Annotated in this window: 19 protein-coding genes and 1 tRNA gene; 17 read left to right on the forward strand and 3 right to left on the reverse strand. The window is 45.1% G+C overall.

All coding sequences use genetic code 11. The features are described 5' to 3' along the window. Window positions 1-66 precede the first annotated feature (66 nt). The 11 genes from KKOR_RS01480 (at window position 67) to pnp (ending at window position 12,991) form a co-directional block, all read left to right on the forward strand. Window positions 67-1,584 (forward strand): NADH-quinone oxidoreductase subunit M, encoded by a 1,518-nt coding sequence (locus KKOR_RS01480; RefSeq protein WP_012800237.1) that lies wholly within the window; start codon window positions 67-69, stop codon window positions 1,582-1,584. Continuing rightward, entirely contained in the window at window positions 1,581-3,011 is a 1,431-nt protein-coding gene (nuoN, locus tag KKOR_RS01485; RefSeq protein ID WP_012800238.1) for an NADH-quinone oxidoreductase subunit NuoN, read from the forward strand. The genes KKOR_RS01480 and nuoN overlap by 4 nt, the downstream gene beginning before the upstream one ends. Before the next feature lie 355 nt (window positions 3,012-3,366). Beyond that, a tRNA-Met gene (locus KKOR_RS01490) sits at window positions 3,367-3,443 on the forward strand. 364 nt (window positions 3,444-3,807) lie between these two features. Next, complete coding sequence (gene rimP / locus KKOR_RS01495) at window positions 3,808-4,260, forward strand: ribosome maturation factor RimP (RefSeq protein ID WP_012800239.1); 453 nt, start codon at window positions 3,808-3,810, stop codon at window positions 4,258-4,260. A gap of 43 nt (window positions 4,261-4,303) precedes the next feature. Continuing rightward, a complete protein-coding gene (nusA, locus tag KKOR_RS01500) occupies window positions 4,304-5,797 on the forward strand; it encodes a transcription termination factor NusA (RefSeq protein ID WP_012800240.1) in 1,494 nt (497 codons plus the stop codon). A gap of 18 nt (window positions 5,798-5,815) precedes the next feature. Then, complete coding sequence (infB, locus tag KKOR_RS01505; RefSeq protein ID WP_012800241.1) at window positions 5,816-8,428, forward strand: translation initiation factor IF-2; 2,613 nt, start codon at window positions 5,816-5,818, stop codon at window positions 8,426-8,428. An 18-nt stretch (window positions 8,429-8,446) separates the two neighbouring features. Next, window positions 8,447-8,815 (forward strand): 30S ribosome-binding factor RbfA, encoded by a 369-nt coding sequence (gene rbfA / locus KKOR_RS01510; protein ID WP_012800242.1) that lies wholly within the window; start codon window positions 8,447-8,449, stop codon window positions 8,813-8,815. 23 nt (window positions 8,816-8,838) lie between these two features. Further along, window positions 8,839-9,765 carry a tRNA pseudouridine(55) synthase TruB gene (gene truB, locus KKOR_RS01515; protein ID WP_012800243.1) on the forward strand — a complete coding sequence of 309 codons (927 nt, stop codon included), beginning with the start codon at window positions 8,839-8,841 and terminating at the stop codon, window positions 9,763-9,765. A 26-nt stretch (window positions 9,766-9,791) separates the two neighbouring features. Continuing rightward, the gene (locus KKOR_RS01520; RefSeq protein ID WP_012800244.1) at window positions 9,792-10,346 is read left to right on the forward strand and encodes an alpha/beta hydrolase; all 555 of its coding nucleotides are present in this window, start codon (window positions 9,792-9,794) and stop codon (window positions 10,344-10,346) included. A 153-nt stretch (window positions 10,347-10,499) separates the two neighbouring features. Beyond that, window positions 10,500-10,769 carry a 30S ribosomal protein S15 gene (gene rpsO, locus KKOR_RS01525; protein ID WP_012800245.1) on the forward strand — a complete coding sequence of 90 codons (270 nt, stop codon included), beginning with the start codon at window positions 10,500-10,502 and terminating at the stop codon, window positions 10,767-10,769. Window positions 10,770-10,870: 101 nt separating this feature from the next. After that, entirely contained in the window at window positions 10,871-12,991 is a 2,121-nt protein-coding gene (gene pnp, locus KKOR_RS01530) for a polyribonucleotide nucleotidyltransferase (protein ID WP_012800246.1), read from the forward strand. Between the two features lie 74 nt (window positions 12,992-13,065). On the opposite strand, the gene KKOR_RS01535 is transcribed toward pnp, so the two are convergent. The 3 genes from KKOR_RS01535 to KKOR_RS01545 all read right to left on the reverse strand — a co-directional run bounded on the left by KKOR_RS01535 (window position 13,066) and on the right by KKOR_RS01545 (window position 17,377). Continuing rightward, window positions 13,066-15,270: a M4 family metallopeptidase gene (locus KKOR_RS01535; protein ID WP_012800247.1), complete on the reverse strand. Its 2,205-nt coding sequence runs from the start codon at window positions 15,268-15,270 to the stop codon at window positions 13,066-13,068. Between the two features lie 449 nt (window positions 15,271-15,719). Further along, on the reverse strand, window positions 15,720-16,205 hold the full coding sequence (locus KKOR_RS01540; protein WP_012800248.1) for a hypothetical protein: 486 nt from the start codon (window positions 16,203-16,205) through the stop codon (window positions 15,720-15,722). A gap of 557 nt (window positions 16,206-16,762) precedes the next feature. Then, the gene (locus KKOR_RS01545) at window positions 16,763-17,377 is read right to left on the reverse strand and encodes a YceI family protein (RefSeq protein WP_012800249.1); all 615 of its coding nucleotides are present in this window, start codon (window positions 17,375-17,377) and stop codon (window positions 16,763-16,765) included. Between the two features lie 182 nt (window positions 17,378-17,559). On the opposite strand from KKOR_RS01545, the gene KKOR_RS01550 reads away from it, so the two are divergent. The 6 genes from KKOR_RS01550 to lnt all read left to right on the forward strand — a co-directional run bounded on the left by KKOR_RS01550 (window position 17,560) and on the right by lnt (window position 24,648). Next, window positions 17,560-18,960, forward strand: a complete 1,401-nt coding sequence (locus KKOR_RS01550; RefSeq protein WP_012800250.1) for a sodium:solute symporter family protein — start codon at window positions 17,560-17,562, stop codon at window positions 18,958-18,960. A 149-nt stretch (window positions 18,961-19,109) separates the two neighbouring features. Beyond that, window positions 19,110-20,450 carry a tRNA (N6-isopentenyl adenosine(37)-C2)-methylthiotransferase MiaB gene (gene miaB / locus KKOR_RS01555; RefSeq protein ID WP_012800251.1) on the forward strand — a complete coding sequence of 447 codons (1,341 nt, stop codon included), beginning with the start codon at window positions 19,110-19,112 and terminating at the stop codon, window positions 20,448-20,450. A 49-nt stretch (window positions 20,451-20,499) separates the two neighbouring features. Beyond that, window positions 20,500-21,540 (forward strand): PhoH family protein, encoded by a 1,041-nt coding sequence (locus tag KKOR_RS01560; RefSeq protein ID WP_012800252.1) that lies wholly within the window; start codon window positions 20,500-20,502, stop codon window positions 21,538-21,540. 8 nt (window positions 21,541-21,548) lie between these two features. Beyond that, complete coding sequence (ybeY, locus tag KKOR_RS01565) at window positions 21,549-22,058, forward strand: rRNA maturation RNase YbeY (RefSeq protein WP_012800253.1); 510 nt, start codon at window positions 21,549-21,551, stop codon at window positions 22,056-22,058. A gap of 60 nt (window positions 22,059-22,118) precedes the next feature. Continuing rightward, window positions 22,119-22,976 (forward strand): HlyC/CorC family transporter, encoded by an 858-nt coding sequence (locus tag KKOR_RS01570; RefSeq protein WP_012800254.1) that lies wholly within the window; start codon window positions 22,119-22,121, stop codon window positions 22,974-22,976. Window positions 22,977-23,139: 163 nt separating this feature from the next. Next, entirely contained in the window at window positions 23,140-24,648 is a 1,509-nt protein-coding gene (lnt, locus tag KKOR_RS01575; RefSeq protein ID WP_228638706.1) for an apolipoprotein N-acyltransferase, read from the forward strand. Window positions 24,649-24,784 lie beyond the last annotated feature (136 nt).

A 24,784-nucleotide genomic window follows, 5' to 3' on the forward strand; every position in this document is an offset into this window, starting at 1 on the left:
GAATTATGATGGCAGCAGCCCAGTTAAAGCAAAGCCAGAAAAGAGAAGGATGAATAATAACTTATTATGTTAGAACAATTACCCATCCTCAGTTTATTAATCTGGATACCGATTATCGGTGGCCTGGTGATCATGTTTGGTCCGGGCGATCGCTTACTTGCGGTTAGCCAACGTATTGGTATTCTGCTCGGCATTATTACCTTACTGTTAAGTTGCTGGCTAACGTGGGCATTTGCGACCGATACTGCCGAGATGCAGTTTGCCGAAACGGCACGCTGGATTCCATCGCTTAATATTCGCTATGACCTGGCTATTGATGGGATTTCTCTACCTCTCATTGTATTGACCAGCTTAATTGGTTTACTGGTGCTGATTAGCGCCACGGGGTCGATAAAGAAACGTCAGTCGCAATACTTCGCTGCGGTGTTAATGATGACGGGTCTGATGAATGGGGTATTCGCTGCCCAGGATTCGATTTTGTTCTATGTCCTGTGGGAAGCCATGCTGATCCCGATGTTTTTAATGATTGGGGTGTGGGGTGGGGAAAACCGAATTTACGCTACCGTTAAGTTCTTTCTGTTTACCTTCTTCGGCTCAATCTTCATGTTGGTGGCGTTGATTTATATGGGGCGTGAAGCTGACAGTTTTGCGATTAGTAAATTACAGCAGTTGTCTTTATCCCTGACCGAACAAAAGTGGATTTTCTTTGCCTTCCTGGCTGCATTCGCAGTTAAAATTCCGATGTTTCCAGTGCATACCTGGTTGCCGGATGCTCACGTTGAAGCGCCCACTGGTGGCTCGGTGATTCTGGCAGCGATTATGTTGAAAATGGGCGGCTATGGCTTCTTACGCTTCAGCTTGCCAATCACTCCTGATGCAGTGGCTGAATACGCTTACTGGTTAATTCTCTTTTCATTAATTGCCATTGTCTATATTGGATTAGTAGCGCTGGCACAAAAAGACATGAAAAAGCTGGTCGCCTATTCCTCTATTGCTCACATGGGTTTTGTCACTCTAGGCACCTTCATTATTGTTTTCCTCACTGCAACTCAAGCACAATCAATGGCGCTACAAGGCGCTATGATCCAGATGATTTCTCATGGCCTGGTTTCTGGTGCATTATTCTTTTCAATTGGTGTCTTGTATGACCGTATGCACAGCCGAGATATTGCCGATTACGGAGGTGTGGTGAATTCGATGCCCATATTTGCGGCACTGTTGATGCTGTTTATTCTGGCCAATGCCGGCTTACCCGGAACATCGGGATTTGTGGGTGAGTTCTTTGTCATTATTGCTTCATTCCAGGCCGACTGGAGAATCGCTTTAGTGGCTGGATTAACATTGATTTTGGCGGCTGCTTACAGCCTCTGGGTTTATAAGCGAGTGATTTTCGGTAAGTCAGCAAATGAATCGGTGGCGCGTCTGGACGATGTGACCAAGCGTGAGCGATTGGTGCTGTTTACCCTGGCAATTTTAATTTTAGCATTGGGTATTTACCCGCAACCTCTGATTGAAATAATGCAACCCAGTCTGGAAAAGATTATTGAGTCAGCAACTTTAAGTAAAACCGGAGGTATGGGATGACAGTTGATTTGATGCCAATGCTGCCGGAAATATTTCTACTGACAGCGACTTGCGCAGTGTTGTTGATTGATGTGTTCGCAAAAGATTTTGATCGTCAGCTAACCTACCGACTGGCACAGCTGAGTTTGCTGCTAACGGGCGTTATGGTAATTGCCCAGTTCCCGGATGTGCAATACCACCTCTATCACAGACATTTTATTCTCGACCCGATGGCGGGGATTGTTAAGGTCAGTGTGATTGCCTTAACCATGGTTGCCATGATGTTCGCACGACCCTACATCTTACAAAGACCAATATTGCGCGGTGAATATTTTATCCTACACTTATTTGCAGTACTGGGCATGATGGTGCTGGCAGGTGGCGGTAGCCTATTAACCCTGTATTTGGGACTTGAGTTACTATCACTAAGTCTTTACGCACTGGTTGCGATGCATCGCCATTCAAGTTTGTCGTCGGAAGCTGCAGTAAAATATTTTGTCATGGGAGCCATAGCTAGCGGCTTCTTGTTGTACGGCATGTCGATGGTTTACGGTGTCACTGGTAAAATTCACATCACTGATATCGCCTCTTTTCTTGAAACTAATGATGCCAGCCTGACTTTGCGTTTTGGCCTGGTTTTCATGGTGGTGGCAATGGCCTTTAAGTTTGGTGCCGTGCCTTTCCAGATGTGGGTGCCGGATGTGTATCATGGTGCGCCAACTTCGGTTACAGCCTTTATAGCGTCTGCTCCTAAAATTGCTGCTTTCGCTCTAATTATTCGAATTTTGGGTTATGGCTTTGAGCAGGTTTTGATTGATTGGCAGGGCATGTTGATCATCATTGCCACTTTGTCGATGGTTATTGGAAACCTGGTTGCGCTGGCGCAGGAGAACATAAAGCGGTTATTGGCCTATTCAGCGATTGCTCATGTGGGTTACTTTATGCTCGGCATCATTGCTGGTAATGGCGTAGGTTATTCCGCCTCATTTTTTTATATCATCACTTACGCAATAATGTCATTAGGTGGCTTCGGTTGCTTGATTTATTTAGCGAAGGGAAAGCAGGAAGTTAATTTAATTAGTGATCTGAAGGGCTTAGGGCAGCGCAGCCCATGGGGCGGTTTGCTAATAAGTTTCCTGTTTCTGTCTATGGCAGGCTTACCCCCTTTTGTTGGTTTCTGGGCAAAACTGGAAGTGATCCGCGCGGTTTTAGACGCTGAACTGGTATGGTTAGCTATCCTGGCCGCAGTGATGTCAATTGTGGGACTCTTCTACTACCTAAAAGTAGTTAAAGCCATATTTTTCGATAAACCAGAAAACGAAAGTAAGCTTAAAGCAGAGCGTGGCTTGCGACTTGCATTGGGTATTACAGGCATGGCAGTCGTGGTTCTTGGCTTGTTTCCAGCACAGTTGCTTGAAGTGTGTCGGCAGGCCTTCCAGTATCTATAGAAGTATGTGAAATGGTAGGCTTGGCCATAGAGTGAAGCTTACGATTTGGCTGCTTATAAAAGATAATAAATATAAACCCTCATCCCCCTTGTCAAAACATTATAAATGCGTATAATGCCGCTCTGTCGATTGGGGTGGGACTTGAAAAAAGTCGGTTAAACCCAATCTATAGAGATGACGGCTGAAAAGCCTGAGGCTTATGAGCATTACCAGAAGCTCATGAGTAAGTTCTCAAAAAAGTATTGATACAGGTTGAGCAGACTGATAATTGTCGGGCTCTCAAACTGAAAGGCGAAGGTCGAACGACCTGAGACTTATGAGAAGACTTTTAATTTCATAAGTAGCCAAGAATTGATGCGGGGTGGAGCAGCCTGGTAGCTCGTCGGGCTCATAACCCGAAGGTCGTTGGTTCAAATCCAGCCCCCGCTACCAAATTAAAGTGAAAAGCTATTGGTAGGATGCCCGACGAATGTCGGTCTCAGCTTTTCATACGGCGCAGCCGCTAAAGGTCGTTGGTTTGAACCCAGTGTCCGCTACCACTTTTATATTAAGGGCTAATAGTTCCTTAATTTGCTCAGATAATATAAATTGACTGAGCTTTATTGATGAATATAATAATAAGGCCCCTTCATAGGGGCCTTATTTTTTCTGAGCTGTTCTATTTTTTATGTTATGGCTCATGTGGGCAATGGCGCTGCCTTTGACCCATCACATTAATGATTTTGCTGATGGGCCTGTTTAGGCCCATTTTTGTATGTAAAAAAGCTTGAAAAAGCAAAGAGTTATAGAGTAACTAATGGCTAGAAACGCTGAGTTAGAAAAAATAATCCGCCCTGCAGTAGAAGCTGCTGGCTTTGAGTTTTGGGGGTTAGAACACCTCGCTCAAGGAAAGCATTCGGTACTTAGGGTGTTTATTGATCACGAAAATGGTATTTCAGTGGATAATTGCGCTGAGGTAAGCCATCAGGTGAGCGGTGTTTTGGATGTGGAAGACCCAATTAAAGGTCTCTACAATCTGGAAATTTCATCGCCTGGTATGGATCGCCCGCTATTTAATGAGCAACAGTTTGCGCGTTATGTGGGTGAGGATGCTGAGGTGAAGTTGTCAGTGCCATTAAATGGTCGGCGCAAATTTAAAGGGACTATCGAGCAAGTTGAAGCAGGTGTTTTATTGCTTCTGGTCGATGGTGAAGTTTATGAGATCAATTGCCATCAGATAGATAAAGCGCATTTGGTCCCTAAGTTTTAGTCTTAATTGATGAATATCAGGTATTGATTAAAGGTTAACACGTATGAGCAATAAAGAAATTTTATTAGTGGTAGAAGCTGTATCTAACGAAAAGGATGTACAGCCTGAAGTGATTTTTGGTGCGATTGAAGCTGCCTTGGCCACTGCCACAAAGAAAAAGCATGGCGTAGATATTGATGTACGTGTTGATATTGATCGTCATACAGGCGATTACGATACTTACCGCCTTTGGACAGTCGTTGCTGATGATGCAGTTGAAGATCCTTTAACAGAAACAACATTGTCTGCGGCTCAGGTTGAAGACCCTGAGATTCAAATTGGTGATTATGTTGAAGAGCAGATCGAGTCAATTGAATTTGGCCGTATTGCTGCGCAAACGGCAAAGCAGGTCATCGTACAAAAAGTTCGCGAAGCTGAGCGTGCTAAAACAGTTGAAGCTTTCCGCGACAGAGTGGGCGATTTGGTCACTGGTGTTGTTAAGAAGGTTACGCGTGATTACATCTTCATTGATTTGGGAAGCAATGCCGAAGCCGTTATTCAGCGCGAAGAAATGATGCCACGCGAAACCGTTCGCACTGGCGATCGTGTTCGTGGTTTGTTGTATGCAATCAGCACTGAAAATCGTGGTCCACAATTATTTGTTAGCCGTACTCGTCCAGAAATGTTGGAAGAGTTATTCCGTATTGAGGTGCCTGAGATTGGTGAAGAAGTCATCGAAATTAAAGGCGCCGCCCGTGACCCTGGTTCGCGCGCTAAGGTTGCCGTTAAAACGAACGACAAGCGTATTGATCCAGTCGGTGCTTGTGTGGGTATGCGTGGAGCACGTGTGCAAGCAGTTACCGGTGAGTTAAACGGTGAGCGTATTGATATCGTGCTTTACGATGATAACCCAGCGCAGTATGTCATTAATGCGATGGCGCCAGCAGAAGTGGTTTCTATCGTTGTTGACGAAGATCGTCGCAGCATGGATATTGCCGTGAATGAAGATCAGTTAGCGCAAGCAATTGGTCGAAACGGCCAAAACATTCGTCTAGCCAGTGAGTTAACGGGTTGGGAGTTGAATGTTATGACGGAAGAAGATTTTGCCACTAAGAATCAATCGGAAACTGAATCGATTGTTTCGATGTTTGTTGCAGATTTAGGGGTTGATGAAGATTTAGCAGACATACTGGTTCAAGAAGGTTTCACGACTCTTGAAGAAGTGGCGTATGTTCCGCAATCTGAAATGCTCGAAATCGAAGGTTTTGATGAAGATTTAGTTGATGCGTTGAAATCACGTGCTAAAGATGTGCTGTTAACCAAAGCGATTGCAAACGAAGAACAGTTAGAAGAAGTTGAGCCAGCCGAAGATTTGTTGACAATGGATGGTATGGATCGCCACCTAGCTTTTGTTCTCGCGAGCAAGGGTATTGTCACTATGGAAGATTTAGCAGAACAGTCAGTGGATGAGCTTATTGAAATCGAAGAACTTGATGAAGAGCGTGCCGCGAAGTTAATTATGACCGCGCGTGCTCCTTGGTTCGAGGAGCAGGAATAATATAGCGGGGGATAGCGAATGTCGAAAATTACAGTAAGAGATCTAGCTGATACGGTAAAAACTCCAGTTGAAAAACTTATGGAGCAATTGTCGGCAGCTGGAATAAAAGTTAAAGGTCCGGAAGATGGCATCACTGATGAGCAGAAGAAGACCTTATTAACTTATTTGCAAAAAAGTCATGGTGGTTCTGAAGATACCGGACCAAAGAAAATTACGCTTAACCGTACCCAGAAAAGTACCTTGAGTGTGACCAGTTCTGAAGGTAAAAGAAAATCAGTGCAGGTTGCAGTAAAGAAGAAGCGTACTTATGTAAAACGTTCTAACGAAGAGTTGGCTAAGTTAGCGGAAGAAGAAGAAGCGCAACGTAAAGCGGAAGAAGAAGCTAAGCGTCAGGCGGAAGAAGAGGCTAAACGCAAAGAAGAAGAAGCTAAGCGTCAGGCGGAAGAAGAGGCTAAACGCAAAGAAGAAGAAGCTAAACAAAAAGCTGATAAATCTAAGAAAGAAACTCAGGCAGACGAGCCAGAAGATAAACCAGCGAAAAAAGCTGAGCCGGCTCGTGATGAGAAGAAAGGCAAGCCGTCAAAGGCTAAGCCTAAATCAAAGTCACGCAATGATGATGACGAAGATGAAGTTGTTGTTAAAAAGCCTAGCAAGCCAAAAGGGCCTGTTAAGCCAATGTCTATAGCTGACTTTGAAGAGAAGAGCGGGCATCGCAAAAAGAAACGCAAGAAAGGTAAGAAGAAAACTTCAGACGTCGACTTGGTCGCACGTGCACTTGAAGACAGTAAGCGCGGTGTAGTGATTGAACAGAGAGTATATCAGGCACCAGAAGCTATGAAAAAACACGGTTTTAAGAAACCAACGGACACTATTGTTCACGAAGTTGAGATTCCGGAAACTATTACCGTTGGAGAGCTTGCAAAAGCCATGACGGTTAAGGCACCGGAACTGATGAAAGCTATGATGAAAGTGGGCGTAATGGCCACCATTAATCAATCGCTTGATCAGGAAACGGCCAGTTTGGTTGTTGAGGAAATGGGCCATAAGCCTGTTCTCGTCAATGAGAATCAAATGGAAGAGAACGCCTTGTCAGAAGCGCATGATGAAACCGGTGAAACAAAGCCTCGTGCACCTGTAGTAACTATTATGGGTCACGTTGATCACGGTAAAACGTCTTTGCTCGACTATATTCGTGCAACTCATGTTGCATCCGGTGAAGCGGGCGGTATTACCCAGCATATCGGTGCTTACCATGTTGAAACAGATAAGGGCATGATTACTTTCCTTGATACCCCGGGTCACGCAGCTTTTACAGCGATGCGTGCACGTGGTGCGGAAGTAACTGATATTGTAATTTTGATCGTTGCTGCAGATGATGGCGTTATGCCACAAACAATCGAAGCGGTACAGCATGCAAAAGCGGCTGGCGTTCCGATGATTGTGGCAGTGAACAAAATTGATAAAGAAGAATCAGACCCAGAACGAGTTAAAAATGAATTGTCGCAACATGACGTCATCCCTGAAGACTGGGGTGGTGATGTGCAGTTTGTTCATGTCTCTGCGAAAAGCGGGGAAGGGGTTGATGATCTTCTCGACTCAATTCTTCTGCAATCTGAAGTATTAGAATTAAAAGCTACCGACGAAGGCGCTGCTAAAGGTTTTGTTATCGAAGCTCGTCTTGATAAAGGTCGTGGTGCTATTGCTTCCATCCTGGTACAGAAAGGTCAGTTGCATAAAGGCGATATTTTATTAGCCGGTACTCATTATGGCCGTGTTCGAGCCTTGTTAGATGAAAACGGTGAGCCAATTGAGTCAGCAGGACCTTCGATTCCAGTTGAAGTGTTAGGCTTGTCTGGCGTACCAGTAGCGGGTGATGAAGCAACGGTCGTTGCCGACGAACGTACTGCTCGTGAGATTGCGGATCGTCGTGAATCTAAACAACGCGAAGCGTTCCAGGCTCGTCAGCAAAAAGCCAAGCTTGAAAATATGTTTGCCAATATGGGTAATGAAGAAGAGACGCAACAACTCAACATTATTATTAAAGCAGACGTACAAGGTTCGCTTGAAGCCTTGAATAAATCATTAACTGACTTCTCAACAGATGAAGTTGAAGTGAAAGTTATATCAAGTGGTGTCGGTGGTATTAAGGAAACTGATGTTTCACTGGCCGCAGCATCGAATGCCATCATTATCGGCTTTAACGTTCGTGCCGATTCTGCATCGCGTAAATTAGCTGAAAAAGAAGCGGTAGATATTCGCTACTACAGCGTTATTTATGAGGCAATCGAAGAAGTTAAGGCCGCACTTGGTGGTATGTTATCACCTGAGTCTCGTCAGGAGATTATCGGTCTGGCTGAAGTTCGTGATGTCTTTAAGTCACCAAAACTAGGCGCAATTGCTGGTTGTATGGTGGTTGAGGGTGTCGTTAAGCGCCATAACCCTATTCGTGTATTACGTGATGATGTAGTTATCTATGAAGGTGAGCTGGAGTCACTCCGCCGCTTTAAAGATGACGTTAATGAAGTACGTAATGGCATGGAGTGTGGTATCGGTGTTAAGAACTACAACGATGTTAAACCTGGCGATAAGATCGAAGTATTCCAGATTGTTATCGTTGAACGTACTCTATAACTTGGTTTAGGAAGAAAAATGTCACAAGCACGCGCAAAAAGAGTTGCTGATCAGATCCAACGAGACTTGGCGGTATTGCTACAACGTGAAATGAAAGATCCACGTTTAGGGATTGTCACTGTTTCCGGTGTTGAAGTAACCAGTGATTTACAGAATGCGAAAGTGTTTGTGACTTTTTTAGGTAAAGATGAAGAGCAGGAAATTAAGCAGGCGCTGGAAGTTTTAACTGGCGCTGCTGGTTTTCTGCGTTCTCAGTTAGCTAAGTCTATTCGTATGCGTAGCGTTCCCAGCCTACGCTTTTTATTTGATAAATCGATTGTTGAAGGCCAGAAAATGACGTCTTTGATAGACAAGGCCATCTCAGAAGACGAATCGAAGAAATCGTAATTTAGAATTTCCGGAGAAAGACCATGGGCAGACGACGTAAACGCGGTCGCGATATTACGGGCATCTTGCTATTGGATAAACCCACTGACATCACTTCCAATAAAGCACTGCAACAAGCCAAATTTTTATATTTTGCTGCTAAAGCTGGCCATACCGGTGCCTTGGATCCGATTGCCACTGGTGTGTTGCCTATTTGTTTTGGTGAAGCTACCAAATTTTCGCAGTATTTGCTGAATGCTGATAAAAAATATCGGGTTACTGCAAAGCTAGGCGAAAAGACCACCACTGCCGATCGCGAAGGAGAAGTGGTTGAAACCAGACCAGTTGATGTCAGCGAGTCGCAACTTGTCAAACTGCTGCAACAATTTAAAGGTACTATCAGCCAGGTTCCTTCGATGTACTCAGCCTTAAAGAAGGATGGTGTGCCACTTTACAAGTTAGCTCGCCAAGGCATTGAAGTTGAAAGGGATGCGCGCGAAGTGGACATTTACTCACTAGAGCTGGTGAGCTTTTCAGGTGATGAGTTTGTGCTGGATGTGCACTGTTCTAAGGGAACTTACGTGCGAAATCTGGTCGAAGATATTGGTGAAGAATTGGACTGTGGCGCGCATGTGTTAGAATTACGCCGCACGGCAGTCGGTGACTTTGGTTTGGAGCAGACCGTAACTATGGCGCATCTGGAAGAATTAAAGCAGGCTGATGCCAAGCTAGAAATGGATGAGCTGTTACTGCCGATAGAGCAAGCGCTGAAACACATTCCGATCGTACATTTGAGTGATGATCAGGCTTACTACATACGTATGGGCCAAGCAGTGCAAGTTCCTGGTTCACCGCTTGAAGGTAGTGTTTGCTTGCTACATGACAATCAATTTATTGGCGTTGCAACTATCAATGATGATGGTAACGTTGCGCCGAGCCGTTTAGTCAGAACTGACGAAGCGAATGTATAAAGAACAAATAATAAGGATTTAGGGTAATGACTGATATTGTAAAACCACTGGTGATTTTTTCTCACGGTAAAGTTAGTGGTCCGAAAGGAAGTCGTATCCAAGCATTATCAAAAATTGCTGAGCGCATGGGCTTTGAGGTGGAATCATTGGATTACCGCCGCTTACCAACTAACGAAAGGGTTGTTAAGCTCAATAATCATTTAGCCAATTTGCAACGTCCCTATATATTGGTCGGTACCAGTATGGGTGGTTATGTGTCAGCTGTCGCCGGTATCGAAAACCATCCATTGGGAATGTTTCTAATTTCTCCGGCTATCTATCTAGATGGTTATGCAGAAGCAGAATTAGAAAACGTAAAATGCCCAGTGACCATAGTTCACGGCTGGAAAGACGACATTGTACCGGTCACTAATGTCATTAAATTTGCTCAGGCGGCAGGTGCTAACTTGCATATATTTGATGGTGGCCATCGTCTACGCGAAAAACTTTCCGAAACAGAATCCTGCTTCGAGCAGTTCCTGCGTCAATGTTTTATCGAATCAAGTATAGATATGCCGCTTAAAGATGCGGTAAATCAGTAGAATACTCAATAATATCGGGCAATTTCACGCTTTATCACTTGCTGAATGGTGAGTGACTAAGGTAAAATCCCGCATTCATTTGACTGGCTGAATTAGTGATTGGCCGGTCTTGTTTAAAATCTTGGGCAAGTCCCTGAAATTTGGAGTAAAAATATGTCACTAAGTCCAGAAGCGAAAGCTGATATTGTAAAAGAACACGCGCGCGGTGAAGGCGATACTGGTTCTCCTGAAGTTCAAGTAGCGTTATTGACTGCGCAGATTAACCATCTGCAAGATCACTTTAAAGTGCATAAGCATGACCACCACTCACGTCGTGGTTTGTTGCGCATGGTTAGCCAGCGTCGTAAGTTGCTTGATTATTTAAAACGTAAAGATCAAGACCGCTACTCTGACCTCATTAAGAAATTAGGTCTGCGTCGCTAGAAAGAATTAAAGGGGCCCTTAGGCCCCTTTTTGCTATCAGACGGCTTTACTTTCAGACGAGATAGGTTCTGAAAGTGTTGAAACTTAAATAGGAAAATACTGTGGAATATACAAAAAAATCTTTTGAATACGGTGGCCGTACAGTCACTATCGAAACGGGTCGTGTGGCTCGTCAAGCGACCGGTGCAGTTGTTATTGACTGTGATGGTACAACAGCATTTGTTGCTGTAACAGGTAAGAAAGAAGTTCGAGAAGGTCAGGATTTCTTCCCGCTAACAGTTAATTACACTGAAAAAACGTATGCGGCAGGTAAAATCCCAGGCGGCTTTTTAAAGCGTGAAGCACGTCCTTCAGATGAAGAGACATTAATTGCACGTTTGATTGACCGTCCTTTGCGTCCTCTATTCCCAGACGGCTTTATGAACGAAGTTCAAGTTGTTATTACGATTGTGTCAGTTAACCAGGACGTTCCAACTGAAGTGGTCGCCATGTTAGGTGCTTCAGCAGCTCTAGAAATATCAGGTATTCCGTTCAGTGGTCCTGTAGGCGCAGCTCAGGTTGGTTATCTCGATGGCGAATATGTATTGAATCCTTCAGTTACGCAACTGAAAGAATCGAAATTAGACTTGATGGTGGCCGGTACTGAAAGTGCCGTGTTGATGGTTGAGTCTGAAGCAAATGAACTGCCTGAAAATGTCATGCTTGGTGCCGTTATGTTTGGCCACCAGGAATCTCAAGTTGCGATTAAGGCGATTAAAGAGTTAGCGGCAGAAGCGGCTAAGCCAAAATGGGACTGGACTGCTCCTGAGAAAAATGTACCGCTTTATGACGCAGTAAAGAGCCATTCATTTGCAGCGATTGAAGACGCTTATCAAATTGCCGATAAGGCTGAGCGTTATACCAAAATTAATGAGCTACAAAGTGTTGCTGTAGAAGCTTTAGCGGGTGACGAAGAAGGTCAGCCTTCTGCAGATGACGTTAAAGATATGTTCCACTCGATTGAAAAGGAAGTGGTTCGTACACGTATCATTTCTGGCAAGCCTCGTATCGATGGTCGTGACCCAGATATGGTTCGAGCTTTGGATGTGCGCACTGGGGTATTCCCACGTACACACGGTTCGGCGATCTTTACTCGTGGCGAAACTCAGGCCATGGTTTTCGCAACCTTGGGTACTGAGCGCGATGCACAAATTAAAGACAGCATCATGGGTGAAGCGAAAGATCACTTCATGTTGCACTACAACTTCCCTCCATACTGTGTAGGCGAAACCGGCTTTATGGGTTCACCTAAGCGCCGCGAGATCGGTCATGGCCGTTTAGCGAAACGTGGTGTTGCAGCGATGGTTCCGGGCATTGCTGAATTCCCATACACCATTCGTGTGGTATCTGAAATTACTGAGTCAAACGGTTCAAGCTCGATGGCTTCTGTTTGTGGTACTTCATTAGCATTGATGGATGCGGGTGTACCGATGAAAGCTCCGGTTGCGGGTATCGCTATGGGCTTGGTTAAAGAAGCTGATAACTTTGTTGTACTTTCGGACATCTTGGGTGATGAAGATCACTTAGGTGATATGGACTTTAAAGTTGCGGGTACTGAAAACGGTATTACTGCACTTCAGATGGACATTAAAATTGAAGGTATTACTCAGGAGATTATGGAGCAAGCCTTGCATCAAGCAAAAGGCGGTCGCTTACATATCTTGAGTGTGATGAATCAGGCTCTTGAAAAGCCACGTGATGATATTTCTGAGTATGCACCACGTATCACTGTGATTAAAATCCCAGTGGACAAAATTTCTGAAGTAATTGGTAAAGGTGGTTCAACTATCCGTGCCTTGACTGAAGAAACTGGCGCTACCATTGAAATTAACGATGATGGTACGGTCAAAGTAGCTTCTTCGGATGCTGAAGGTGCTGCTGAAGCGGTACGTCGTATCAAGTTGATGACTATGCCAATTGAAGCGGGCATGGAGTTCGAAGGCAAAGTTGTCCGTTTAGCGGACTTCGGTGCATTCGTTGAAATCACTCCTGGACGTGATGGCCTGGTTCATATTTCACAAATCGCTCATGAGCGTGTGAATAAAGTCACTGACTACTTGAAAGAAGGTGATGTGGTTAAAGTTAAAGTACTGGAAGTGGATCGTCAAAACCGTATCCGCCTAAGTATGAAAGCGATGATCGACCCACCTGCGCAAGAAGAAGCTCCAGCTGACGCTGAGTAATTATTGCGAGAATCAGTTTGACTGATATAAAAAAGGGAGCCTTGGCTCCCTTTTTTGTTGGTTGAAATATTATCTTACTGAGGTGTTGCTTCAATTCGAAGAGTGATTCCCGACGAAGCGTTGTAACCACGAATACCGATGTACCAGGTGCCTGACTGAGGCGCATTGAAGGTACAGACTTCTTCGTTGCCCCATTTATATGGACGACAGTCATAGCTTGAGGTTGTCGGCGCTGAGCCACGACGAACATATAAGTCTGCATCGCCTGAACCGCCAGTAATGGTCACGGTCAGATTGCTGTAACCTTCCCCAAGTTCCTGGGTGTAGTTAGCCCAAGCATTTTGTGCAACCGAGATGTTGCTGATGGTTCGATCAACTGGTTGAGGGCCTGGATCACTGGCTTCATCATAGTTGCCGATTAGGCTGACGTTAGAGAAGCTTGAATAAGCTTTGACACGAACATAATAGGTGCCGCCACCACTGCCCGAGCATGACTCGCTGTTACCGTTCCGGTACGGACGACAGTCATAGCTGGAGTCAGTTGGAACGCTGCCTTTCTTGACATAAAGGTCGGCATCACCTGAGCCACCGCTAATTGAGAAGTTAATATTAGAGGCTCCAGTTGGGACTTCCATGGTGTAAACGATGTCGTTGCCTGTAGAAGCTGAAAGCCCTGTTTCAGGAACGCCATTTTCTAGAACGTTATCGCCCGGAGGTGGGTCAGTTGGGTCTTCGCCACAATCTCGGCCTGGGCTGACATTACTGCTGACTCCAACTGCTTGCAGTGTCGCTTGTACGTCATTGACGTCATAACCTAAGTCACAAGCTGAATCAAGAACGCCATCGCCAGCGTTATCCCAGTTGGTATTAGAAGTCCAGTAGTTGCGGTTTGCCTGAGTGTAAACTTCGAAAGCTTTCTTAGTGTCCCAGCCAGAAGTTGTGGCTAGTAGATAGAAGGCTTTATTATAAACACCTGAGCTATGGTGAACGTCCATACCTGAAGTGAAGTCTGATTGGTGATCAATCGAGCGATTATCTTGCGGTGGGTTGTTCATGTAACGAAGTGCGCCATTACCTTTGAAGATCTGCTCACCGACTAAAAAGTCATTGCTACCATTCATATAAAACTCAGCTGCTTCACCTGACATATCCGAGTAAGACTCGTTTAAGCCGCCCGACTTGCCGCTGTAAACCAGATTGGAATTTTGTTGTGTGAAACCGTGGCTGACTTCGTGCGCCATGACGTCGAGTGACACCAATGGATAGAAAGTAGAAGCACCATCACCAAAGGTCATTTGCTGGCCATCCCAGAAAGCATTTTCGTAGTTATTGCTGTAATGCACGCGTACACGCAGTTTTTGCGTCAATGGGGCAGCGTTAAACCAGTCACTAAACATGTTAAAGACCACGTTACCGAAGTAATGACCGTCGTTTAGCGGCGAGTAAGCGCCATTGATTTGCTTAACCGTATTTTCGGGGCAGGTGAAACTATGAATGCTTCCGCCTGAAGTGGAGTTGTTCATATTGATGGTGTCAACGTTACTGCTACTCATACTACAACTGCTGCCAGACTGGGTGACATCTAAATAGCCAAAATCAGTACCATAGTCATAGCGGCCAGTTTTCTGGTTACCACCAGGACCGGTTGCATTAGCGGTTTGCAAGTTTTCATAAGAATGAATCACCTGACCTGTTTTAGCATCAATAAACATTTGCGGACGAGAAGGTTTATCACTATGTGATACATAGCTGACAGAGTAAACCAGACGTGCAATACCGTCCGGATCTTGCCAGATAGCAAGTTGAGACGATTCGTTTTCATAAACAGGCGGTTTACTGGTCGCAGTAGTAGAGTGTTGGTGCCCTTTAGCGATTGCCAAGGCTCTTTGACCAGAGACTTTAGGATTGACACTGTTAATGTCGAGCTCGATACCTTGCAATACCGCACCGTGTGCAAAACTCGAGACACCATTTTGATTGGTGGTAATAATAATATCATCACCAATCACAGGAATGCCCTTATAGTACTGTTGATAACGTGTGGTCACGGTACCATTATTATTTTGATAAATTTTTCGAGGCTTTAAGGTTTCCTGGCCGGATAATCCCACCAGCTGTGCAGCATTGGCTGCTAAGCTCGATGGAATGCTTTGCTGTTGAGCAATGGCGTTTTGTAGGTTGCTGTTATCGCGCAACGATTTTCGTTCCGCGGCCTGGCCAACAGAAGCCAGAACGCAAAGTGACAATGCACTGAGCGTAAACTTATGGATTGTTTTCATTGAAACTCCTTCAATATAACCTTATGGAATAAGAAATAATTATGAATGCCACTGCTTATCTTTTTAGTAATAAGACAATCTATCCCCTTAGTGTGTGAATATTTTTTCAGCGACGAATAGCAAGCTAGCAACTGACTGATTACTGAACAATTGCAAATATGACGTACAATGTAGACTTCTGTATTCTTGTGATGAATTGTTAGTTATTGATGTGACTGAAAGTGAACTTGGCTTGCGATGGAGTCGACCTTTACTCCCATATTTGCATTAGTTTTATTAATTATTTAGGCAAGGAATAAAAAAAGCGCCTTTCGGCGCTAAGCACAGCTTCGGAGGAGAGAGTAGGAGTCATGTCTAGCTGTGGGAGTGGGCTTCCGAGCCCTTGTTATAGTCCTTATGGGGTTGGGGGTTAGGCTCATGACTAAGGTTATCTTTTAAAAGTATGGTGATTAGTGGGCCACTGCGACTTGAGGTGCAAGGACCTCTTCAGCGTAGAGACTTGGTACTGTGCTATGAAAGCTGACTAATTGGGTTTCAAGCAGGTTATAAGTCACAGTTACGGTAACCGATTGTCCGGGCGTAATAACCATGTTGTCAGCAGTGGCAGGTTCGCAACCCAGACTCGAGTCCACTGTAATTTCATAATTCACCAGAGCTGCTGGGTTAGGCATCGCAACCTGATACTCAGCGAAAATCAAATCATCAGTAGAGTTAGTAAAAGTTTCGGTCAAAGTGATTTGCTTTAACTCGCCAACAGTTTGAACTTGGCTATTGGATGACTCTGCTTCAAGATAGTAAGTCTCATCATTCAACGTGTAATTAACGATGCCGGAAGGCACCTGTTCAATTTCACTGGCTTCCACTGCAGCTGCCGCAGAAAAAGCAGAAACGATTAATGTTGCGACCAAAATGCGTTTTAGGGAAATAGTTTTCATGTTGCTTCTCCATCAATTTTGAATTTGTGTAAGTTTTGTCTTTCGATGGTGTTATTAAAGCGCAACAGTATGCAGAGAAAGGCGATTGAAAAAGGCCGGTTATGGATAAATCTGGCAGAAAAAAGGCAGGGGTGAGAGTGTTTAAATGAAGGTTACAAGTTGAAGGAGAGTAATATTATTTAAAGATAGCACCAATGCCCCCTTTGATTGAGCTGAGAAGTAGCCAAGACATAGCAATTCAAAACAGGAAGTTTTGAATAGTAAAATTCGGGCCATGGATGGAACGTATTTTACGGTGCGTTAAGTGGCTTGGCGGAGACGAAGGTAGTTGAACGAAGTGAAACCTCAATCACGGGGTGTCGTTTCTTTTGGTTCCTTTTCTTTGGACAAGCAAAGAAAAGGAACTCGCTGAAGAGCGAAATAAAAACGAAAAAAAGTCTTATAGTCACTGGATTATGAAATACATCCTTGTATTTCACCAAAGGCCAGCTTAGCTGTTCAAAATCGCTCCCTACGATTTTGTCCGCGGTTAAACCGCGGTATGACAGAAATAAAAACTACTCACCCTTCGGCTGCAAATATAAATCAAAAGTCACAGGAACCACACGATCAATACTACGCAGTCCTGCCAATGATTTAAGTTTATCCACACCTTTGTCTAACTTGAGGTTACTGATTGAAATCACAACGGGACTGACTGAGGTCACACGCAGTTGATGATCCGCTAATGTCTGAATAGTTACGGGTGCTTGGATATCCACCGTTTCGTTACCGAGCTGAATAGTAGCTTCCAGTGTGTGCTGTGAGCTTGAGCCGGTTTCCTGGTCTTCGATCTCGCTTAAGTCGAAGCTGCCATTAACGATAAAGGCAATGTTCTTTTTGCTGTCGAACAAATGCTCTTTCATACGCTGATCGCGGATCTCTATACCGGTATTAACGCTATCGAGAAGGATTTCCAGAGCAAACTGTCCATTGCCGCTTAAATGCCCTTTAAGGGTTTCGAAAGTGCTGACTTCGCCAATTTGGTTATTTTTGACCGACACAAAATGTAGGTGCGAGGCATTATTATAAATAGTCCACTCATTGTCTTCTGAAGCGATGGCTGGCGTGCTTTGAAGAGCAAATACTGCACTCAAAGTAATAAAGGCTTTAGTAAAAAAAGCGTTAGACATACTATTTCTCCTGTCTTTTTAAGTGACTCTATTGAATCACGTAGGATCACTATTGGCTAAATATGGTATTGCATGACTAAGACTCTAGCAAACTGGATGTGAAAAAAATCTGGAGTTTTCTGTAAAAAAGGATTAATTTTGCGAACTTTAGTTGTTTAACTTTTAGGCAGGGCAAGTAGGGCATGAATATTGTTGTTCTAGGGGTTATCTTTTTTGTACTCATTCAGTTTGCAGTGGGGCTATGGGCTTCGCGTAAACCGAAGAATGAAACTGACTTTTTACTGGCTGGACGACGATTAAATCCGAGTTTGGCCGTATTTACCATTTTCGCGACCTGGTTTGGTGCCGAAACCTGTATCGGTGCAGCATCTTCCATCTATGAAAATGGCCTGTCGGGCGGCACCGCCGACCCCTTTGGCTTCTCCCTGTGCTTGCTGTTTATGGGCTTTGTCTTCGCCAGACCCTTATGGAAACGCAAATTCATTACCTTCGCTGACTTGTTCAAGCAACGCTATTCAGTACGCATTGAAAAATTGGTGGTTATTATCCTCGTACCTGCCTCGATGCTGTGGGCAGCCGCGCAAATCCGTGCTTTTGGCCAGATATTATCATCCCTTTCGGGTCTACAAGTTGAATACGCTATTACCATTGCGGCCTCAGTAGTAATTATTTACACCATGCTCGGTGGTTTGTTGGCGGTGGCAGTAACTGACGTCATTCAAGCAGGATTCTTGATTGTGGGATTAGTTTTGCTCGGTATTTTTGTGTTTGCCAGTGGCGATCCGAATGCCAGTCTTGCGTCAGTGGATGCCGCTCGTTTCAGCTTTGTCTCAGAAGACTCCACATTACTACAAAAATTTGAAGCATGGTCGATTCCGATATTCGGTTCGGTGTTAACGCAGGAGCTGATTACTCGGGTGCTTGCTTGTCGTAGTGCTGAAGAAGCGCGTAGTTCGACCCTTAAAGGTGGAACCCTATACTTGCTGGTAGGCTTGATCCCTGTCTATTTAGGTTTGGTTGGCTTGAACTTGATGCCAGATCTGGCCGACTCAGAACAGTTATTGCCTGAGCTGGCGAAAACCTATTTGCCCACTGTGCTCTATATTCTGTTTGCCGGTGCTTTGGTTTCAGCAATTCTGTCAACTGTGGACAGCGCCTTGCTAGCTTCCAGTTCATTGATATCACATAACATTGTAGTGCCATTAAGCAAGCGTAATCATGAGGTCAGCGAGCGTCAGAAAGTTCTGTTTGCACGGATCGGTATCGTGATATTAGGTGGGCTGGCTTATTATATTGCCCTACATGCTAAAGGGGTTTACGACCTGGTGGTTACGGCCTCCGCTTTCGGTAGTGCGGGTGTCTTCGTGGTCGGCACTTTTGGGCTGTTCACCCGCTTCGGTGGCGAAATTACCGCAGGCTTGACCTTGGTCAGCGCAGCAACGATTTGGATTCTGGGAGAATTCGTATTCGGCTGGGCGACTCCATTCTTTATTTCATTATTAACCGGCTTTGGCGTTTACATTGTCGCAGCCTTAATTGAAAGACACTTTTCGGGACCAGCAAAGGGTTTTCAAACTGCCTAAAAAATAGCCAGCCACTACTGGCTAATGTCCTTTTGCTAATGGTATAATTCGCGCCCATTTTATACGGGGTGGTAGATGCTAGAGTCTACCACCCTGGTTTTATCTTATTGATTTTACGGCCAAAGTGCCAAACAGCGGTGATTGAAAGCATGAGCAAAAAGTTATTTATCAAGACCTGGGGTTGTCAGATGAACGAGTACGATTCGTCGCGTATGTCGGATCTGCTGAATAAAACTCATGGTTTGGAAGCGGCGGCATCAGCGGAAGAGGCTGATGTGGTGTTGCTAAACACTTGCTCGATCCGTGAAAAAGCGCAGGAGAAAGTCTTTTCTCAGCTGGGTCAGTGGAAAAACCTGAAGCAGAACAACCCTGATTTGATCATTGGTGTTGGTGGTTGCGTGGCGTCGCAAGAAGGCGAAGCCATTCGTCAGCGTGCGCCTTATGTGGATGTGATATTTGGACCACAAACGTTGCACCGTCTGCCGGAAATGATTATGCAGGCCAGTGGCCAGAAAAAAGCCGTGGTTGATGTCAGTTTCCCTGAAATTGAGAAATTCGACCGCTTGCCTGAGCCTCGTGCCGAAGGCCCAACTGCGTTCGTGTCTGTGATGGAAGGTTGTTCAAAATATTGCTCTTTCTGTGTGGTGCCATACACCCGCGGCGAAGAAGTGAGTCGTCCGTTTGATGATGTGTTGGCAGAGTGCGCGCAATTAGCCGAGCAGGGCGTTCGTGAAATTAACCTGCTGGGTCAAAATGTAAATGCTTACCGTGGCATCACTCACGAAGGCGATACGGCGGATTTAGCTGAATTGATTACTTATGTGGCAGCGATTGATGGCATTGACCGTATTCGCTACACAACCTCGCATCCGGTTGAATTCTCTGAGCGTCTGATTCAAGTTTATGCAGAAGTGCCAGAGTTGGTCAGTCACTTGCACTTACCAGTGCAGAGCGGTTCAGACCGTGTGCTGGCGATGATGAAGCGTGGTCATACTGTGCTTGAGTACAAATCGAAAATTCGCAAATTGCGCCAGATCCGCCCTGATATTTCGATGTCTTCAGACTTTATCATTGGCTTCCCGGGCGAATCGGATCAGGACTTTGAAGACACCATGAATTTGATTGGTGACATTGGCTATGATCATTCATTCAGCTTTATCTACAGCGCGCGCCCTGGTACGCCAGCTGCCGATATCGTGGATGACACGCCAATGGATGTGAAAAAGCAGCGCCTATCCATTCTCCAGCAGCGCATCAATCAGCAAGCGTTTTCGATCAGCCGCAACATGATCGGTACTAAGCAAAAAGTTTTGGTTGAAGGGCCGTCGAAGAAAGATCCGATGGAGCTGCGTGGTCGCACCGAAAACAATCGTATCGTTAACTTTGTTGGTCCACATAGCTTGATCGGCAAATTTGCTGAAGTGACTATCACTGATGCATTCCCAAATTCATTGCGCGGTGACTTTGTCACTGACGGACTGGTTCACTAATACAGTGAGCCGGTTCTACACCGCCCGTTTTAAAAACAAAGGATAGTACTTGTCACAACTTACTAATCAGACGTTTGAATTACAGCCCGCTGACAATCATCGCTTGTCAGCTCTTTGTGGCTACCTTGATGAGCACCTTAAACATATCGAGCGACGTCTTGGCGTTGAAGTGAACATTCGCGGCAATCAGGTTAATGTGATTGGCGAAGGCGTTCACGTAGCAGCAGCCCGTCAGGTGATCGAAGCGGTTTATCAGGACACCACTAAAAAGCGTAGTCTGGACAGCGCCGATGTGCATCTGGCGATCCAGGAAGCGTCGGCGGATCTGGAATCACTGCAAACTGATAAGACGCAAACGGATGATGTTAAGTTGATGACCAAGCGTGGTTTAATTAAGCCTCGCAGCCCAAACCAGAAACAATATATTCAGGCCATCAAGCACCATGATATCAGTTTTGGTATTGGCCCTGCTGGTACCGGTAAAACCTATCTGGCAGTTGCCAGTGCCGTCGATGCCTGGGAAAAGCAGCAAGTACGCCGCATTTTGTTAACTCGCCCAGCAGTTGAAGCGGGTGAACGCTTAGGTTTCTTGCCGGGTGATTTGGCCCAGAAAGTTGATCCTTATTTACGTCCCTTATATGACGCTCTGTATGAGATGTTTGGCTTTGAAAAAGTGGCCAAGTTGATGGAGCGTAGCGTGATTGAAGTGGCGCCATTAGCTTATATGCGCGGCCGTACTTTAAATGATGCCTTTATCATTCTCGATGAAAGCCAGAACACCACGCCGGAACAGATGAAAATGTTCCTAACCCGGATTGGCTTTAACTCCAAAGCCGTTATTACTGGCGATATTACTCAGGTGGATTTGCCGCGCGGCCAGCGCTCGGGCCTTCGTCACGTCATCGACATTCTGCAAAAAGTCGATGGTATCAGTTTTACGTTCTTCCAATCAAAAGACGTGGTGCGCCACCCGGTGGTGCAACGCATCGTGCAAGCCTACGAAAGCTTCGACGTCAGTGAAGAAGCCAAGCGTGCCAAGGCAGAGCAAAAGCAGGCCAAAAAGCAGCAGTCATCAGATGACAATGATTAAGGCTTATGATGGACTTTAATCCGCTATTTAATCTGGATCTGCAAGTTGCCTGCGACTCATCGACAGTCCCTGATGAAATCGATATCAAGCAATGGTTGGCGACTGCCTTTGAGGTCGAAGCAGCAAAGTTTGGGCGTGCAAAAACCTTAGCACAACCGTTTGAGATGACCGTCCGGGTTGTTGAACAAGCAGAAAGCCAGGCACTAAACAACGACTATCGTGGTAAGGACAATCCAACCAATGTTTTGTCTTTTCCCTTCGAAATGCCGGAAGGTATTGAGGGGCTCGAATTATCAATTTTAGGTGATTTGGCCATTTGCGCCGAAGTGGTTGAGCAAGAAGCCGCCGAACAGAAAAAAGAACTGCGTTCACACTGGACACATATGGTGGTTCATGGGGGCTTGCATTTGCTAGGGTACGATCATATAAAAGACAATGAAGCGCTGGAAATGGAGTCTTTAGAAATAGAGATTTTGGCGCAACTGGGTGTTGAAAATCCTTACCAAGAGCGCGATTAGCGTTTTCAGTGTGCGATTAAGACATTTACTTTAGGCAACATGAGGACAAGATAAACTGCTATGAGCGACGACAAACCTCCGTCGAGAAGCTTCTTTCAACGTTTTACTGATATTTTCACATCTGAACCACAGGATCGTCAGCAACTGGTCGATTTATTGCGGACAGCTAAAGACGACAAGCTGATCAAACCCGATTCTTTATCCATGATGGAAGGGGTGTTGCTGGTTGCAGAAATGCAAGTGCGCGACATCATGATTCCTCGTTCTCAAATGGCCGTAATTCAAGAAGACATGACATTGGAAGAAATCATTCCAATGGTCAAAGGTTCGCGCCATTCCCGTTATCCGGTGGTCGGTGAAAATCGAGATGATATTGAAGGCATCATGTTAGCCAAAGAACTCTTGAGCTATGCCTTTTCCGATAATGGCGAGCGCGCCTCTTTTGATATTAAAGACGTACTGCGCCCAGCCTACATCATTCCTGAAAGTAAGCGTCTGGATGTATTGTTGACAGAGTTTCGTTCAAAGCGTAATCACATGGCCATTGTGGTCGATGAATACGGTTGTGTATCGGGTCTGGTTACCATTGAAGATGTGCTGGAACAAATCGTTGGCGACATTGAAGATGAATTCGATGTAGACGAAGAAGAAAGCAATATTAAGCAACACACCAATGGCGAATATATTGTTAAAGCGCAAACTGAAATCGGTGATTTCAACGAGCGTCTGGGAGCCGATTTCCCGGAGCAGGAATTTGACACCATTGGTGGTTTATTAGTGAACAAGTTTGGTCATATGCCTGAGCGCGATGAAACCATTGCCATGGGTGAGTTTGAGTTCACGATACTCAATGCCGATCAGCGCCGAGTTCACTTGCTGCGCGTCAAACCACTGATAGGAGCGCCGGTTGAAGTTTAAAAACAACCGATATAGCAATATCATGGTCATACAGGTAAGTTAATAGGGCGTGCTTTGGCACGCCGTATTTTTTAGCCCTGATTGAAAACGCTTTTAAAGTGACGCGCACTTGATTAGCCTGACCCCCATTCAAATAACAACTAAGAGACAAACAATGATACCAATGGTTAAAAGCCCACAGGGCTGGCTGGGTTTAACACTGGCGCTCATCGCAGGCGCAATTTATCCGCTCGGCTTTGCACCTCTCGAGTGGTGGCCAGTTGCTATCTTCTCCGTTGCTACTTTCTGGTGGTTACTGAACGGACAAACAAAGAAATATGCCATGGCTATAGGCTTCAGTTATGGCATGGGATATTTCGGTGTCGGGGTTTCCTGGGTTTATGTGTCCATTAATACATTCGGTAATGCTGCACCGCCGTTAGCTGTATTATTAACCATTCTATTTATTGCCTTACTTTCTTTATTTTTTGTCCTGCTCGGCTGGTTTAATTCGAGATTTATCAATCGCTATAACCTGCTCGCGCAAATCATATTCTTCAGTACTGCTTGGCTAATTCTTGATATCGCGCGTGGCTCAGGTTTTGTCAGTTTTCCGTGGCTCTATTTAGGTTATTCGCAAACGTCAGGCCCATTACTAGGTGTCGCCAGCTACTTAGGCGTTCACGGTGTTACTTTTTTATTAGTGATTACCGCCTGTCTGGTTACATTGGCATTGACGCACAACAACAAGAAAACACGCTCTCACTCGATACTGGTTATGGTCGTGCTTTTAATGTTGGGAACAAGCAGTAGTTTGTATGAAGTCAAAAAAGACACAGCGCAACAAAAGACGCTGACCATCGCATTAATTCAGCCCAATATCGATCAGCATAAAAAGTGGGATCGCAATTACTTTACGCCGATTGTAAAAGGACTGTTTGATCAAACTGAAAATTATTGGGGAGCCGATCTGATTGTCTGGCCTGAAGCGGCTATTCCTGCATTTGATACACAGGTACCTGGAATTTTGTATGAGTTAGATGAGCTGGCAAAAAGCAGTGGCAGCCAATTCATCACAGGCATTCCAATGCTGGAAACTCGCGATGAATATTATGCCGGTATCAAAATGCTTGGTAGCCAACAAGCCGATTATCAAAAACAACAGCTAGTGCCATTTGGTGAGTATGTTCCACTAGGCGAATGGATTCGCGGAATGATTGATTTCTTTGATTTACCCATGTCCAGCTTCACTCCCGGCAGTAGCGCGCAAACTGCAATGAAGACCGCCAAAGCGGATTATCTGCCAGCAATCTGTTATGAAATCGCCTTCTCAGGATTGATGCAGCAACTGGCCACCAGCACAGACCCAGACCAATTTAAAGCCATCGTCACCATCAGTAACGACACCTGGTTTGGCAAATCATGGGGCCCGATTCAACATTTCCAAATCGCAAAAATGCGTGCCATCGAAACCGGCCTACCCGTTATTCGCAGCACCAACAACGGCATCACCGCCATCATCGACGACAAGGGCCGCGTCATCAACCAGATCGACCGCTTCCAAAGCAGCGAACTCGCCGGTGCATTCCTGCTTGAAAACCGCAATACCTGGTTTAGAGAGCATGGGTATTGGAGTTTGCTGATATTGGTGATGTTATTAATTATTACAGCATTTGCTTTAAGGAAAAGGTAGTTTAGGTAGAAAATGATACGAACATTGATTTTTCTTGTGCTATTTCTATATTACGGATGGATGGTTATTAGTGCAGTACTACATGGAGAGATAGAGTCCATGAGAAGCACGAGAGAAATTGCATTGTCCAGTGATC

This window comes from Kangiella koreensis DSM 16069 (assembly GCF_000024085.1).
Lineage (GTDB): Bacteria > Pseudomonadota > Gammaproteobacteria > Enterobacterales > Kangiellaceae > Kangiella > Kangiella koreensis.